Source organism: Kineococcus gypseus (assembly GCF_050871305.1).
Classification (GTDB): domain Bacteria; phylum Actinomycetota; class Actinomycetes; order Actinomycetales; family Kineococcaceae; genus Kineococcus; species Kineococcus gypseus.
This window is the reverse complement of record NZ_JBJLRD010000029.1, coordinates 16,811-31,638: the sequence shown is the minus strand read 5'-3', so window position 1 is coordinate 31,638 and position 14,828 is coordinate 16,811. Positions and strand designations below refer to the sequence as shown.

The window sequence follows — 14,828 nt, the reverse complement described above, 5'->3', positions numbered from 1 at the left end:
TCTTCCGACCCGGGGAACGCTACGACCCGCCTCCGACACGACCCCGGCCCGCGGGCCCGGGTGTGGAGGGCGGGACCGGACGGCCCCCTGTGGAACACCCGCGATGATATCCGTACAGGTGTTCGACGCGCAGCCCTCGGCGCGCCGGGCGCGTCGGGCGCGTCGGGGCGGGCGCGGGTGCGCGCTCGCCTACGCTGCGGCCACCCCGCCGCGCGGCGGGCCCGGCGAGCAGCGAGGGGGAGCGCGTGGACGGCAGCCCGGGCCACCCCGTGGTCCTGGACGAGCGCGGCCGCGGCCTGGTGGCCGACGGCGCGCGCCTGGAGCACCTCGGCAGCGGCAGCACGTGGGCCGAGGGCCCGCTGTGGCTGCCGGCCGAGGGGGCGGTGGTGCTCAGCGACATCCCCGGCGACCGGGTGCTGCGCTGGGACGAGGCCGGCGGGCTGCGCGTGGAGCGCGAGCGCGCGGGCTTCACCAACGGGCGGACCCTGGACCGCGAGGGCCGGGAGGTCTTCTGCTCGCACGGGCGGCGCTCGGTCGAGCGGCGCGAGCACGACGGCTCGACCACGGTCCTGGCCGACTCCTTCGCCGGCGCGCGCCTGAACTCGCCCAACGACGTGGTGGTCGCCTCCGACGGCGCCGTGTGGTTCACCGACCCGCCGTACGGCATCAGCGTGCCCGTGGAGGGCCACGAGGGCGCGCGCGAGTACGGGGACAACCACGTCTTCCGCCTGGACCCGGCCACCGGCGAGCTGCGCGTCGTCGTCGCGGACGTGGAGGAGCCCAACGGCCTGGCGTTCTCCCCCGACGAGTCGCTGCTGTACGTGGCCGACACCTCCGCCGCCCCCGTGCCGGGCTCCGGCTCGAACCGGCTGATCCGCGCCTACGACGTGCGCCGCGGCACGCCGGGCGGGCGCGGGCCGCGAGCGCGCCCGGGCGGCCCGGTGGCCAAGAACGGCCGCGTGCTGGCCACGGCGCGCCGCGGCCTGGCCGACGGCTTCCGGGTGGACGTCGAGGGGCGCGTGTGGACCTCCGACGGCGACTCGGTGGCGGTCCTGGCCCCGGACGGCGCGCGCCTGCTGGAGGTCGTCGTCGGCGAGGTGGTCGCCAACCTGTGCTTCGGCGGGCCGCAGGGCCGCGACGTGTTCGTGGCGGCCTCCACGAGCCTGTACCGGCTGCGCACGCGGGTCACCGGCGCCGGGCTGTGGTGGCTGTGAGCCGCCCCCGGGCCGCGGGCGCCGGCGGTCAGCGCCGGGGCGGGCGGTCCCGGCCCAGGCGCCGCTGCGGCGGCACGTCCATGGCGTCGCACAGCGCCAGCCACACCCGCTTGGGGTCCTCACCGGCGTCCAGGGCCTGCAGCGGGGTGCGGTCGCCCAGCGCGAGCAGCACCTGGTCGTGCGCGAGGGAGCGCCCGTAGGCGGCGCCGAACTCGTCCTCCACCAGGGTCCAGAACTCGCTGACTCGCACGCGGGCAGGGTGCCACGCGGCCGCGCGGCCGTCGCGGGCGGGCACGTGTCGGGGCCGGGTGCTGGGATGGGTGCATGTCCCCCCGCGCCGCGCGCCCCGCCCCCGAGAGCACCAGCGCGCAGGGCGCGGACCGCGGCACGGGGCCGGACGAGCGGCCCGGCGCCCCGGACGGGGCGGTGCCTGCCGCGCAGGAGGTGCTGGCCCGCTTCTCGCCGGCCACGCGCGCCTGGTTCACCGGCGCCTTCGAGGCGCCCACGCCCGCGCAGCTGGGCGCCTGGGACGCCGTCAGCCGCGGGCAGCACGCCCTGGTGGTGGCGCCCACCGGCTCGGGCAAGACGCTCTCGGCGTTCCTGTGGGCGCTGGACGGCCTGGCCGGCGAGCCGGTGCCCGAGGACCGCGACCTGCGCTGCCGGGTGCTGTACGTCTCGCCGCTGAAGGCGCTGGCCGTCGACGTCGAGCGCAACCTGCGCAGCCCGCTGACGGGCATCCGGCAGGCCGCGCAGCGCCTGGGCCTGCCCGTGCCGGACGTGCGGGTGGGCGTGCGCTCGGGCGACACCCCCGCCGACGAGCGGCGCTCCTTCACCCGCACCCCGCCGGACGTGCTCATCACCACCCCCGAGTCGCTGTTCCTGCTGCTGACCTCCAAGGCGCGCGAGCAGCTGCGCGGCGTGCGCACCGTCGTGCTCGACGAGGTGCACGCCATGGCCGGCTCCAAGCGCGGCGCCCACCTGGCGCTGTCGCTGGAGCGCCTGGACGCGCTGGTGAGCGCGGCCGGCGGCGAGCCGGCGCAGCGGGTGGGCCTGTCGGCGACCGTGCGCCCGGTGCGCACCGTGGCCGAGTGGGTCTCCGGCGGGCGCCCGGTGACGGTCGTGCAGCCCCCCTCCACCAAGCGCTTCGACCTGCGCGTCGTGGTGCCGGTGCCGGACATGAGCGAGCTGGACTCCTCCGGGCGCGGCCCGGCCGACGAGGACGACCTGACCGGCCAGGCCGCCGGCGACCCGCGCCGGGCGAGCATCTGGCCGCACGTGGAGGAGCGCATCGTCGACCTCGTCGCCGAGCACCGCTCCACGCTGGTCTTCGCCAACTCCCGGCGGCTGTCGGAGCGGCTGACCGCGCGCCTGAACGAGGTGTGGGACGAGCGCCTGCACGCCGAGGAGGAGGGGTCCGACGGCGACGAGCGCGGCGCCGCGGCCACCGGCGGCGCCGGTGCGGCCCGCGGCGGCGCGCCCGCGCAGCTGATGGGCGGCGCGGGGGCGGCCGCCGGGGCGCCGCCGGTGCTCGCGCGCGCCCACCACGGCTCGGTCTCCAAGGAGCAGCGCTCCCTCATCGAGGAGGACCTCAAGGCGGGCCGGCTGCCGGCGGTGGTGGCCACCTCCAGCCTGGAGCTGGGCATCGACATGGGCGCGGTCGACCTCGTGGTGCAGGTGGAGTCCCCGCCCAGCGTGGCCAGCGGCCTGCAGCGCGTGGGGCGCGCCGGGCACCAGGTCGGCGCCGTCTCGCGCGGCGTGCTGTTCCCGAAGTTCCGCGGCGACCTGCTGCAGACGGCCGTGGTCGTCGAGCGCATGCGCGACGGGCGCATCGAGGAGCTGCGGGTGCCGGCGAACCCGCTGGACGTGCTGGCCCAGCAGGTCGTGGCCATGGTCGCCATGGACGAGTGGAGCGTGCCGGAGCTGCACGAGCTGGTGCGCCGGGCCGCGCCGTTCGCCTCGCTCTCGCGCGCGGTGCTGGAGGCGGTGCTGGACATGCTCTCCGGCCGCTACCCCAGCGACGAGTTCGCCGAGCTGCGCCCGCGCCTGGTGTGGGACCGCGTCACCGACACCCTCACCGGCCGCCCCGGCGCGCAGCGGCTGGCGGTCACCAGCGGCGGCACCATCCCCGACCGCGGCCTGTTCGGCGTCTTCCTGGCGGGCGGGGAGGGCCCGGGCCGGCGGGTGGGCGAGCTGGACGAGGAGATGGTCTACGAGTCGCGCGTGGGCGACGTCATCACGCTGGGCTCCTCGGCGTGGCGGGTGGAGGACATCACCCACGACCGGGTCCTCGTCACGCCCGCGCCCGGCCAGCCGGGCCGGCTGCCGTTCTGGCACGGCGAGGCGCTGGGCCGCCCGGCGGAGCTGGGCCGGGCGCTGGGCGCGTTCGTGCGCGAGCTGGGGTCCCTGGACGGCGGCTACACCGGCGCGGCCGCGCGCGAGCGGGTGCTGGCCTCGGGCATGGACGAGTGGGCCACCGACAACCTCGTGGCCTACCTGGCCGAGCAGCAGGAGGCCACCCGCCACGTGCCCGACGACCGCACGATCGTCGTCGAGCGCTTCCGCGACGAGCTGGGCGACTGGCGCGTGTGCGTGCACTCCCCCTTCGGCGGCCAGGTGCACTCCCCCTGGGCGCTGGCGCTGGGCGCGCGCATGCGCGAGCGCTTCGGGGTGGACGTGCAGGCCATGCCCGCCGACGACGGCATCGTGCTGCGCCTGCCGGAGGTGGACCTGCCCGAGGGGCAGGCCCCGGAGGTGGCCGACCTCATCGCGCTGGAGGCGCAGGAGGTCGCCGAGCTGGTGACCGCCGAGATCGGCGGCTCGGCGCTGTTCGCGGCCCGCTTCCGCGAGTGCGCCGCGCGCGCGCTGCTGCTGCCGCGCCGCCAGCCCGGCAGGCGCCAGCCGCTGTGGCAGCAGCGCCAGCGCGCCGCCTCGCTGCTGCAGGTGGCCAGCCGCTTCGCCAGCTTCCCGATCGTGCTGGAGACGGTGCGCGAGTGCCTCTCGGACGTCTTCGACGTCGCGGGCCTGGAGCAGCTCATGCGCGACCTCGCCGCCCGTTCGGTGCGCGTGGTGGAGGTGGAGTCGCAGCAGCCCTCGCCGTTCGCGCGCGGGCTGATGTTCGGCTACGTGGCGCAGTTCCTCTACGAGGGCGACTCCCCGCTGGCCGAGCGGCGCGCCGCGGCCCTGGCGCTGGACCCCAGCCTGCTGGCGGAGCTGCTCGGCCGCGGCGAGGGCGCGGCGCTGCGCGACCTGCTGGACCCGGAGGCGGTCGAGCGCACCGAGGCCGAGCTGCAGCGGCTGGCGCCCACGCGCCGCTGCGCCGACGCCGAGGACGTCGCGGACCTGCTGCGCGTGCTGGGGCCGCTGACCACCGCGGAGGTCGCCGCGCGCAGCGGCCGCTCCGCGCCCGACGAGGAGCCGGTCACGGTGCCCGAGGGCGAGGTGGCGCGCTGGCTGGTCTCGCTGGAGGAGTCGCGCCGCGCGATCCGCGTGCGCATCGCCGGCGCCGAGCACTGGGCCGCGATCGAGGACGCCGGCCGGCTGCGCGACGGGCTGGGCACCCCGCTGCCGGTGGGCGTGCCCGAGGCGTTCACCGAGCCGGTCGCCGACCCCCTGGGCGAGCTGCTGGGCCGCTACGCGCGCACCCGCGGCCCGTTCACCGTGGTGCAGGCGGCGGCGCGCTTCGGCGTGGGCCGGGCGGTGGCCCACGACGCGCTGCGCCGCCTGCAGGCCAGCGGGCGGCTGGTGGAGGGCGAGCTGCGCCCGGGGGGCACGGGTCTGGAGCTGTGCGACGCGGACGTGCTACGGGTGCTGCGCCGCCGCTCGCTGGCGGCGCTGCGCGCCGACGTCGAACCGGTCTCCCCGCGCGACCTGGCCCGCTTCCTGCCCGCCTGGCAGGGCGTGGGCACCGGGCTGCGCTCGCGCCTGCGCGGGGTGGACGGGGTGCTGCGCGCCGTGGAGCAGCTGGCCGGGGCGGTGGTGCCGGCCAGCGCGCTGGAGCCGCTCGTGCTCGCCTCGCGGGTGGAGGACTACTCCCCCGCGATGCTCGACGAGCTCACGGCCGCCGGCGAGGTGGTCTGGGCCGGGCACGGCAGCCTGCCCGGCGACGACGGGTGGGTCTCGCTGCACCCGGCGGACCTGGCGCCGCTGACGCTGCCGGACCCGGCCGAGTCCGAGGTGGTCGTGGACACCGAGCTGCACCGCGCGGTGCTGGGCGCCCTGGAGGGCGGTGGGGCGTTCTTCCTGCGCGCGCTGTCCGACGCGGTCTGCTCCCCCGACGACGTGGCGCTGACGACCGCGCTGTGGGACCTGCTGTGGGCCGGGCGGCTGACCAACGACACCCTCGCCCCGCTGCGCAACCGCCTCGGCGGCGGGCGCGCCGCGCACCGCACCAAGCGCGCGGCGCCCCGCTCGCGCTACGCGCGCTACGGCGCCGCGCGCCGCCCCGGTGCGGGCCTGCGCGGCGCCGAGCTGCCCTCGCGCGGCGGGCCGCCGTCGGCCGCGGGCCGCTGGTCGCTGCTGCCGCAGGTGGAGACCGACGCCACGCTGCGCGCCCACGCCGGCGCCGAGGTGCTGCTGGACCGGCACGGGGTGCTCACCCGCGGCGCGGTCGGCGCCGAGCGGGTGCCTGGCGGCTTCGCCGCGGTCTACCGGGTGCTGGCCGCCTTCGAGGAGGCCGGGCGGGCCCGGCGCGGGTACTTCGTGGAGGGACTGGGGGCCTCGCAGTTCGCCGGCTCCGGCGCGGTGGACCGCCTGCGCGACACCTCCCGGCCGCTGGGCGGGCACAGCCCCTCCCAGCAGCGCGAGGAGCGCGCCGAGGCCCGCCCCGGGGCGCTGGTGCTGGCCGCCACCGACCCGGCCAACCCCTACGGCGCGGCGCTGCCGTGGCCCGAGCGCCCGGAGGCGAGCGCCGGGGTCAGCGGGCACCGGCCCGGGCGCAAGGCCGGCGCGCTCGTCGTGCTCGTCGACGGCGAGCTGGGCCTGTACGTCGAGCGCGGCGGGCGCACGGTGCTGTCCTGGAGCCAGGACCCGGACGTGCTGCAGCCGGCCGCGGACGCGCTGGCCCTGGCGGTGCGCGACGGGGCGCTGGGCAGGCTGACCGTCGAGCGCGCCGACGGCGCCGAGGTGCTCTCGGCGGCCTCGCCGCTGGGCGCGGCGCTGGAGTCCGCCGGCTTCCACGCCACCCCGCGCGGCCTGCGGATCCGCTCGTGAGGCCCGCGCATCCCCGCCGGGGTGCCAGCGCCGGAGGGCCCCGTGCCCGAGGGTGACGTCGTCTGGCGCACCGCGCGGCGCCTGCACGCGGCGCTGGCCGGGCGCGAGCTGACCGGCTGCGACCTGCGCTGGCCGAGCCTGGCCACCGCGGACCTGTCCGGCCGGCGGGTGCTGGAGGTCGCCAGCGCCGGCAAGCACCTGCTCGCGCGCCTGGCCGCGCACGACGGCGAGCCGCCGTTGACGCTGCACAGCCACCTGCGCATGGAGGGTTCCTGGTACGTCGAGCGCACCGGCTCCGACGGGCGCGGACGGCGCTCGGCCTCCGGCGTGCGCGCCGTGCTGACCACCGGCGCGTGGACGGCCGTGGGTCACAAGCTCGGCATGCTCGACCTGGTGCCCACGTCCGCGGAGGCCGACCTGGTCGGCCACCTGGGCCCGGACCTGCTCGGGCCCGGCTGGGACGCGGACGAGGCGCTGCGGCGCCTGCTGGCGCAGCCGCGGCGCCACCTCGGCGAGGCGCTGCTCGACCAGCGCGTGCTGGCCGGGGTGGGCACCTTCTACATGGCCGAGGCGTGCTTCCTGGCCGGGGTCAGCCCCTGGACGGCGGTGGGCGAGCTGCCCGCGCCGGCGCGCTTCGTCGCGCTGGTGCACCGCCTGCTGGACGCCAACAAGGACCGCACCGGCCAGGTCACCACCGGCGACCTGCGCCGCGGCCGGGAGAACTTCGTGCACGCCCGCTCCGGGCTGCCGTGCCTGCGCTGCGGCACGACGGTGCGGGTGGCACCGGTGGGCGCGCCCCCGCAGGAGCGCACCGCCTTCTACTGCCCGCGCTGCCAGCCGGGCCCGGCGCCCACCGACGACGGCCGCCCCCAGGCGCCGCTGGGCTCGGCGCGCCGGCGCCCCGCACGCGCGTCAGCGGCGCCCCCGGGGAGCCGGGTGCGCCGCTGAAGGGGTCGGGGGTCGCTCAGGCGGCCGGCAGCAGCCGGCGGCGCAGGACGAGCTCGAGGTCGTCGGGCAGGCCGTCCAGCTCCAGGGAGAACTCGCTGCCGCGACCGGCGACGAGCTCCTCCAGGGCGGCGTCGACGATGTCGTCGACGGCCTGGTCCACCGGCTGCACCACGTCCTCACCGGCCGGGGCCTCGGCGAGCGGGGCCTCCACCAGGGGGGCGGCCGCGGCCCGGACGGGCTCGGCGACCGGCTCGACCACGGGCAGGCGCGGGGTGGTGACGGCGCCCTGGGGGGAGGTGCGCGGCGAGCCGGGCGTGGGCACCAGGCCCTCGGCCGCGTAGGGGCGCCGGCCGCCCTCCTCGTCGGCGATGCGGCGGGTCACCTCGCCGAGCACCTGCGACAGCGGCACGTCCAGCGCGGTGCAGATGGACGCCAGCAGCTCGCTGGAGGCCTCCTTCTGGCCCCGCTCAACCTCGCTGAGGTAGCCCAGGGACACCCGGGCGGTGGAGGAGACCTCGCGCAGCGTGCGCTGCTGACCGCGGCGCTCGTCGCGCAGCACGTCACCGATCGTCCTGCGGAGCACGACCATGCGACGACCTCCCTCGGGGAGACGAGGGGGCAGGCTCCGGAGGGCCGGTCGAGCGGTCGGCGCTCCCCGGTGGCTGCCCGTGGTGGAACCACCACCGTACCCCGGGGAACGTGTCGGGGTCGTGACGGGAACGGAGTTGCGCACGTCCAGCTCAACCCTCCGGGAGCTGCAGGTGTTCCGCCCCGGGCGCCGCAGCGACGAGCGTCACCCCGACGGGTGCAGCAGCGCGGCGAGGTCGGCCAGCACCGCCTCGACCGCGCCGCGGCGCACCGCGGCGCGGTCGCCGGCCAGCTCCAGGCGCCGGGCGGCGGCACCGCCGGGCAGGGCGTCGGCGGCCACGGCGACGAAGACCGTGCCGGCCGGGTGCCCGTCGGCCGGACCGGGCCCGGCCACCCCGGTGGTGGCCAGCCCCACGTCGGCGCCCAGGCGCTCGCGCGCGCCGCGGGCCATCTGGCGGGCCACCTCGGCGTCCACCGGCCCGCTGCGGGCCAGCCGGGCGGCGTCCACGCCCAGCAGCGCGGCCTTCAGCTCGGTGGCGTAGGCCACGACCCCCCCACGCACCACCGCCGAGGCGCCGGGCACGTCCACCAGCGTCGCGCACACCAGCCCGCCGGTGAGGGACTCGGCGGTGGCCACGCTCAGCCCGGCCGCGCGCAGCGCGGCCACCACGGCGGCCGCCGCGCCCGCGGGCCCGGGCACGGCCCCGGGCACGGACCCGGTGCCGTCCGCGGGGGCGCTCACGAGCGCAGCAGCCGCACGCCGGCGCTCAGGTAGCCGCGGGCGCTGGTCACGGTGAGGACCACCGCGACGAGCATCACGAGCAGGCAGGGCCAGCGCGCCCAGTCCGGCAGCGGCAGCAGGAACAGGCCCACGGCCGCCGTCTGCACGACCGTCTTGACCTTGCCGCTGCGGTCGGCGGGAATGATCACGCCGCGGCGGATGACGAGGAAGCGCAGCACGGTCACGAGCACCTCGCGGGCCAGCACGAGGACCGTCATCCACCACGGCACCCGCCCCTGCAGGGAGAGCACCACCAGGGCGCTGCCGATGAGCGCCTTGTCGGCCAGCGGGTCGGCGACCTTGCCGAAGTCGCTGACGGTGCCCCAGCGGCGCGCGAGCTGGCCGTCGTAGCGGTCGGTGATGCTGGCCGCGGCGAACACGCCGCTGGCGGCCAGCCGCCAGCGCCAGTCCCGGCCGCCGTCCTCGGCCATGAACCACACCAGCAGCGGCACGCACACCAGCCGCAGCACCGTCAGCGCGTTCGGCAGGTGCAGGCGGTGCGCGGTGCGCCACTCGAAGCGCTGCGCGCGCTCGCTCACGCCGGCACCGGCGCGGCGGCACCCACCAGCGGCTCGGCCAGCAGGTCGGCGCCGGAGACGCCGGTGACGCGGGCGCGCACCAGGTCGCCGACGGCGACGCGGGTGCCCGGCGGCAGGTCCAGCTCGGTCTCGCCGTCGACGTCGGGGCCCTGGTGCGCGGCGCGGCCGACGACGTGCGGGTCGCCGTCCTCGTCGAGCACCGACTCCACGAGGACCTCGACGACCTCGCCGAGGCGCTCTTCGGCGCGCTGGGCGACGAGCTCCTCCACCAGGCGCCCGACGCGCTCGACGCGCTCGGCGACGACCTCGGCGGGCAGGTGCCCGTCCAGGCCGGCGGCCTCGGTGCCGTCCTCGTCGGAGTAGCCGAAGACGCCCACGACGTCCAGGCGGGCGCGCTCCAAGAAGGAGCACAGCTCCGCCACGTCGGCCTCCGTCTCGCCGGGGAAGCCGACGATGACGTTGGAGCGGATCCCGGCCAGCGGCGCGCGCTCGCGCACCTGCTCCAGCAGCCCCAGGAACGGCTCGGTGCCACCGAAGCGGCGCATGCGGCGCAGCACGGCCGGGGAGGAGTGCTGGAAGGACAGGTCGAAGTAGGGCACCACGCCGGCGGTGGAGGTCAGGGCGTCGAGCAGGCCCGGGCGCACCTCGGCGGGCTGCAGGTAGGACACCCGCACGCGCTCGATCCCGTCCACGGCCGCCACGCGCGGCAGCAGCGCCTCCAGGGCGCGCAGGTCGCCGAGGTCCTTGCCGTAGCTGGTGGTGTTCTCGCTGACGAGGAACACCTCCTTCACGCCCTGCCCCGCCAGCCAGCGCGCCTCGGCGAGGACCTCGTCGGCGGGGCGGGAGACGAAGGAGCCGCGGAAGGCGGGGATGGCGCAGAACGTGCAGCGCCGGTCGCAGCCGGCGGCGATCTTCACCGGCGCCCACGGGCCCGAGCCCAGGCGCCGGCGCACCACGCGCGGGCCGCTGGCCGGGGCCAGCCCGGCGGGCAGGTCCGGCAGCACGACCGGCGCGGCGGCGGCGCGCGCGGCCTGCCGCTCGGCCGGCGCCAGGGGCAGCAGGGTGCGCCGGTCGCGCGGCACGTGCGAGCGCGGGCGCTCGCCGTGCAGCACCGCCTCGAGGTGGCCGGAGAGGTCCGCGTAGGAGTCGAAGCCGAGCACCGCGTCGGCCTCGGGCAGCGACTCGGCGAGGTCGCGGCCGTAGCGCTCGGCCAGGCACCCGACGGCCACGACGGCCCGGGTGCGACCGGACTCCTTCAGGTCCGCGGCCGCCAGGACCGTGTCGATGGAGTCCTTCTTGGCCTGCTCGACGAAGCCGCACGTGTTGACGACGGCCACGTCGGCGCCGTCGGGGTCGTCGACGAGGTCCCACCCGGCGTCGGCGAGCCGGCCCGCCAGTTCCTCGGAGTCCACGTCGTTGCGGGCGCAGCCGAGGGTGACGAGGGCGACGGAGCGTCGTTGCGCGGAGGTGCCTGGCACCCCCTCAGGGTACGCAGTCGCGCGCGGGCCGGCGGCGCGCGCGGGGGCGGCGTCAGAGCGCGCGGGTGCGCGGCGGGCCCGGGTGGGGCACCCGCCCGTCGCCCCCCGCCGCGTGGGCGGCGCGAGGACCGGTGACGTCCAGGGACGCGGGGGCCGGCGGCACCGCCGGCGCGAGGGGCACCGCGCCCGCCTGCACCGCGCCCGCCTGCACCGCGCCCGCCTGCACCGCAGCCTCCGGCCCGCTCGGCGCGGGGCCGGGAGCGGGCGCGGGGGCCGTGGCGAGCGCCGGCCCGACCGGCGCGGGGGCCGGGTGCTGCTCGTCCAGCAGCGCGCGCATGGGCCGGGTGGGGCGGAACCAGCCGCCCTCGGGGGGCAGGGCCGTCAGGCGGGTGCGCCCGAGGGAGACCTGGAAGGCGCCGGGCACGTCCTCGAGGTCGACGAACTCGATGTGCGGGGACTCCTGGGCGTACCCGGCGACCTCGGCGAAGGAGAGGACCACGCAGCGCACCCCGGCGCGGCGCAGCTCCTCCAGGGGGGCCAGGAAGTTGCGCCCGTCGCCGCTGGCGACGACGAGGCGGCGCAGGCGGTAGGTGGCGGCGCGCTCGGCGATGTGGTGCAGCATCGCGTCGTCGACGTCGTCCTCGGGCTGCAGCTTCGGGCGGGCGAAGACGGCGTAGCCGAAGCTGCGCAGCGCCTCGATCCAGCCGCGCAGCGAGACGGCCGCGGCAGGCTGGACGTTGGTGAACACGCACCCCTCGACCTCGTGGTCGCCGGCCTCGGCCAGGAACCAGCGGGCGATGGCGTCGAAGCGGGGCCGGTCGGAGGAGGCCGGGCGCGAGCCGAGGATCGCGGAGAGGGTCATGTCGATGTTCGGCGCGTCCCACACGAGCAGGTCGAGGTCCCGGGCGGGCTCGTGGGGGCGCGGCGAGTCCATGCGCTCAAGTTACACGGAGAGTTACCACTGTGCGACGCAAAGCGCATCGAGTCGTGACGCGGTGTGGTGGGACGGCGCCCCGCCCCCCGCGGGGCGGGCGCGCCGGGGCACCGGCGCCACCCGCCGGAGCCGGCCCCGGCACCGGGTCAGCGCCGGGTCGGGACCGGATCAGCGCTGGGTCAGCGCTGGGTCAGCGCTGGGTCAGCTCCCAGGCGTCCTCGGAGCCGTCGGCCTCGACCTCCTCCGGCTCGCCCGCCGCGCCGGGCTCGAGCGCCCTGGGGGGCTCCTCGCCGCGCAGCAGGGCCAGCGTGCCCGGCAGGTCCTCCGGCCGCACGAGCACGTCGCGCGCCTTCGAGCCCTCGCTGGGGCCGACCACGCCGCGTGACTCCAGCAGGTCCATCAGGCGCCCGGCCTTGGCGAAGCCGACGCGCAGCTTGCGCTGCAGCATCGAGGTGGAGCCGAACTGCGTGGTGACCACCAGCTCGGTCGCCTGCAGCAGCACCTCGAGGTCGTCGCCGACCTCCTCGTCGACCTGCTTCTTCTGCGCCGGGGCCACGACGTCGTCGCGGTAGGCCGGCGCCAGCTGCGACTTCACGTGCGAGACGACGGCCTCGATCTCGCTCTCGGTCACCCACGCGCCCTGCACGCGCATGGGCTTGGAGGCGCCCATCGGCAGGAACAGCGCATCGCCCTGCCCGACGAGCTTCTCCGCGCCCGGCTGGTCCAGCACGACGCGCGAGTCGGCCAGCGAGGAGGTGGCGAAGGCCAGCCGGCTGGGCACGTTGGCCTTGATGAGGCCGGTGACCACGTCCACCGAGGGCCGCTGGGTGGCCAGCACCAGGTGGATGCCGGCCGCGCGCGCCAGCTGGGTGATGCGCTGGATGGACGCCTCCACGTCGCGGGGGGCGACCATCATGAGGTCGGCCAGCTCGTCGACGATGACCAGCAGGTACGGGTAGGGCTGCAGCACGCGCTGCGAGCCCTCCGGCGGGTGGACCCGGCCCGCGCGCACCGCGGCGTTGAAGTCGTCGATGTGCTTGTAGCCGAAGGCGGCGAGGTCGTCGTAGCGCAGGTCCATCTCGCGCACGACCCACTCCAGGGCCTCGGCGGCCTTCTTGGGGTTGGTGATGATCGGCGTGATGAGGTGCGGGATGCCCTCGTAGACCGTCAGCTCCACGCGCTTGGGGTCCACGAGCACCATGCGCACCTCGTCGGGCGTGGCGCGCATGAGGATCGAAGTGATCATGGAGTTGACGAAGCTGGACTTGCCCGCGCCGGTGGCCCCGGCCACCAGCAGGTGCGGCATCTTCGCCAGGTTGGCGATGACGAAGCCGCCCTCGACGTCCTTGCCCACGCCCATGACCATCGGGTGCTCGGTGCGGGTGGCGACCTGGCTGCGCAGCACGTCGCCCAGCGAGACGGTCTCGCGGTCGGTGTTCGGGATCTCGATGCCGATCGCGGACTTGCCGGGGATGGGCGAGAGGATGCGCACGTCCGCGCTGGCCACCGCGTAGGCGATGTTCTTCGACAGCTGGGTGACCCGCTCGACCTTCGTGCCGGCGCCGAGCTCCACCTCGTAGCGGGTGACCGTCGGGCCGCGGGAGAAGCCGGTGACGCGCGCGTCGATGTCGAACTGCTCCAGCACCCCCGACAGCGCCTCGACGACGCGGTCGTTGGCGGCGCTGCGCTCCTTCGGCGGGGTGCCCGGGCTCAGGCTGGACGCCTCGGGCAGCGCGTACGTCACGTCCCCGGCCAGCGCGAGCTGCTCCACGCGCGGCGGCATCGGGGTGTGCGGCGGCGCGGGCAGGTCCCGGGGCCCGGCGGCCGGCACGGCGGCGGCGTCCCCGGCGTCCCCGGCGTCCCCCGCGTCCACGGCGGGCGGGGCGCCCGCGGCACGGGCCGCGGCACCGCCACCCGCACCGGCGCCACCCGCACCAGTGGTGTCGGCGGCCCCGGCGGGCACCGGGCGGCGCTCGCCCGGGCGCGGGCCGGTCGCGCCGCCGGCGGGCGCCGCGGCGGGCGCGGGCGCCCCGTCGGTGGTGACGGCCTGCTCGAACGCCTCGTCGCCCGGGCGGGCCGCGCCGGCGCGGCCGCGGCGGCGCTTGCGCGGCTCCTCGACCGGCGCGGCCCCGGGCTGGGGGCGGGCGGCGGCCGCGCGGGCCCTGGCCAGCGCGGAGGCGGGCAGGTCCGCGCCGCGCCCGCCGCCGGCCGCGCCGCCGGGGACGTGCGGGTGGTGCGTCAGGCGCTCGTAGCCCTCGCGCAGGCGCGCGGGGATGGCGTGCACGGGGGTGGCGGTGAGCACGAGCAGGCCGAAGAAGCCCAGCAGCAGCAGCAGCGGCACGACCACCCAGCCGGTCAGGGCGCTGGTCAGCGGCCCGGCGACGAGGAAGCCGACCATCCCGCCCGCGTCGGTGACGACGGCGGCGCCGCCCGGCCCGGTGGGCGAGGGCGCGTCGGCGGCCAGGTGCACCAGGCCCGCCGCGGACAGCGTCAGCGCCCCGGTGCCGACCACCGCGCGGGTGGTGGTGCGGGTGCGGTCCGGGTGGCGCAGCAGGTGCACGGACAGGCCCAGCAGCACCAGCGGCAGGGCCAGGACGACCTCGCCGAAGGTGCCGGCGGCGACCGTGTGGATCACCGCGCCGGCGCGGCCGGGCAGGCCCCACCACTCGCGCGCGGCGACGACCAGGGCGAGCCCGAGCAGGGCCAGGCCCGCGCCGTCGCGGCGCAGCTCCGGGTCGAGGTCGCGCGCACCGGTGCCCACGCGGCGCACCGCGCCGCCCACGACGTGCGCCAGGCCGCTCCAGGTGGCCGAGACGGCGCGCACGGGCCAGCTGGGGCCGGTGCGCACCGGGCGGGCGGGCGCGGCGCGCCGGGCCGGGGTGCGCGCGGGAGCGGGGCGGCTGCCCGAGCGGGCGCGCGCACCGGCCCCCGCGGCGGGGGCCCGGCCGGACGTCCTGGCGGTCCCGGTCTTGGCCACCGTCGATCCCCTTCCCTGGGGGGTGCGCGCGGACGCCGTGCGGGGCGCGGGCGCGCGGCCCCCGCTGCCCCTGCCCCCCCTGTCCGGCGCGGTGGAGCGTGCGTCGGTGCGGGGAGCCATGCGCCTCACCGTACCCAGGCGCGGCCCGCGCGGCCGGGCGG

At 78.1% G+C, this 14,828-nt stretch carries 9 protein-coding genes and 1 pseudogene; 3 read left to right on the top strand and 7 right to left on the bottom strand.

Going from position 1 to position 14,828, the window contains the following annotated elements; translation table 11 throughout:
• Positions 1–245 precede the first annotated feature (245 nt).
• Entirely contained in the window at positions 246–1,214 is a 969-nt protein-coding gene (locus tag ACRYMN_RS12475; protein ID WP_432495483.1) for an SMP-30/gluconolactonase/LRE family protein, read from the top strand.
• Between the two features lie 28 nt (positions 1,215–1,242).
• On the opposite strand, the gene ACRYMN_RS12470 is transcribed toward ACRYMN_RS12475, so the two are convergent.
• The gene (locus ACRYMN_RS12470) at positions 1,243–1,464 is read right to left on the bottom strand and encodes a DUF3046 domain-containing protein (RefSeq protein ID WP_432495481.1); all 222 of its coding nucleotides are present in this window, start codon (positions 1,462–1,464) and stop codon (positions 1,243–1,245) included.
• Between the two features lie 176 nt (positions 1,465–1,640).
• On the opposite strand from ACRYMN_RS12470, the gene ACRYMN_RS12465 reads away from it, so the two are divergent.
• Together ACRYMN_RS12465 and ACRYMN_RS12460 are read left to right on the top strand one after the other, a co-directional pair.
• Entirely contained in the window at positions 1,641–6,422 is a 4,782-nt protein-coding gene (locus ACRYMN_RS12465; protein WP_432495539.1) for an ATP-dependent helicase, read from the top strand.
• Between the two features lie 42 nt (positions 6,423–6,464).
• Positions 6,465–7,370 (top strand): DNA-formamidopyrimidine glycosylase family protein, encoded by a 906-nt coding sequence (locus tag ACRYMN_RS12460; protein ID WP_432495479.1) that lies wholly within the window; start codon positions 6,465–6,467, stop codon positions 7,368–7,370.
• Between the two features lie 217 nt (positions 7,371–7,587).
• On the opposite strand, the pseudogene ACRYMN_RS12455 reads toward ACRYMN_RS12460, so the two are convergent.
• The 6 genes and pseudogenes from ACRYMN_RS12455 to ACRYMN_RS12430 all read right to left on the bottom strand — a co-directional run.
• Positions 7,588–7,959, bottom strand: a pseudogene (locus ACRYMN_RS12455) (helix-turn-helix domain-containing protein); the annotation flags it as partial.
• Positions 7,960–8,163: 204 nt separating this feature from the next.
• On the bottom strand, positions 8,164–8,658 hold the full coding sequence (locus tag ACRYMN_RS12450) for a CinA family protein (RefSeq protein WP_432495537.1): 495 nt from the start codon (positions 8,656–8,658) through the stop codon (positions 8,164–8,166).
• Between the two features lie 38 nt (positions 8,659–8,696).
• Positions 8,697–9,278 carry a CDP-diacylglycerol--glycerol-3-phosphate 3-phosphatidyltransferase gene (gene pgsA / locus ACRYMN_RS12445; protein WP_432495477.1) on the bottom strand — a complete coding sequence of 194 codons (582 nt, stop codon included), beginning with the start codon at positions 9,276–9,278 and terminating at the stop codon, positions 8,697–8,699.
• On the bottom strand, positions 9,275–10,756 hold the full coding sequence (rimO, locus tag ACRYMN_RS12440) for a 30S ribosomal protein S12 methylthiotransferase RimO (protein ID WP_432495475.1): 1,482 nt from the start codon (positions 10,754–10,756) through the stop codon (positions 9,275–9,277). Before rimO ends, pgsA begins: the two co-directional genes overlap by 4 nt.
• A 52-nt stretch (positions 10,757–10,808) precedes the next feature.
• Positions 10,809–11,690, bottom strand: coding sequence for an NYN domain-containing protein (locus tag ACRYMN_RS12435; RefSeq protein ID WP_432495473.1), 882 nt, complete (start codon positions 11,688–11,690; stop codon positions 10,809–10,811).
• A gap of 190 nt (positions 11,691–11,880) precedes the next feature.
• On the bottom strand, positions 11,881–14,460 hold the full coding sequence (locus tag ACRYMN_RS12430) for a DNA translocase FtsK (RefSeq protein ID WP_432495535.1): 2,580 nt from the start codon (positions 14,458–14,460) through the stop codon (positions 11,881–11,883).
• Between the last annotated feature and the right edge of the window lie 368 nt (positions 14,461–14,828).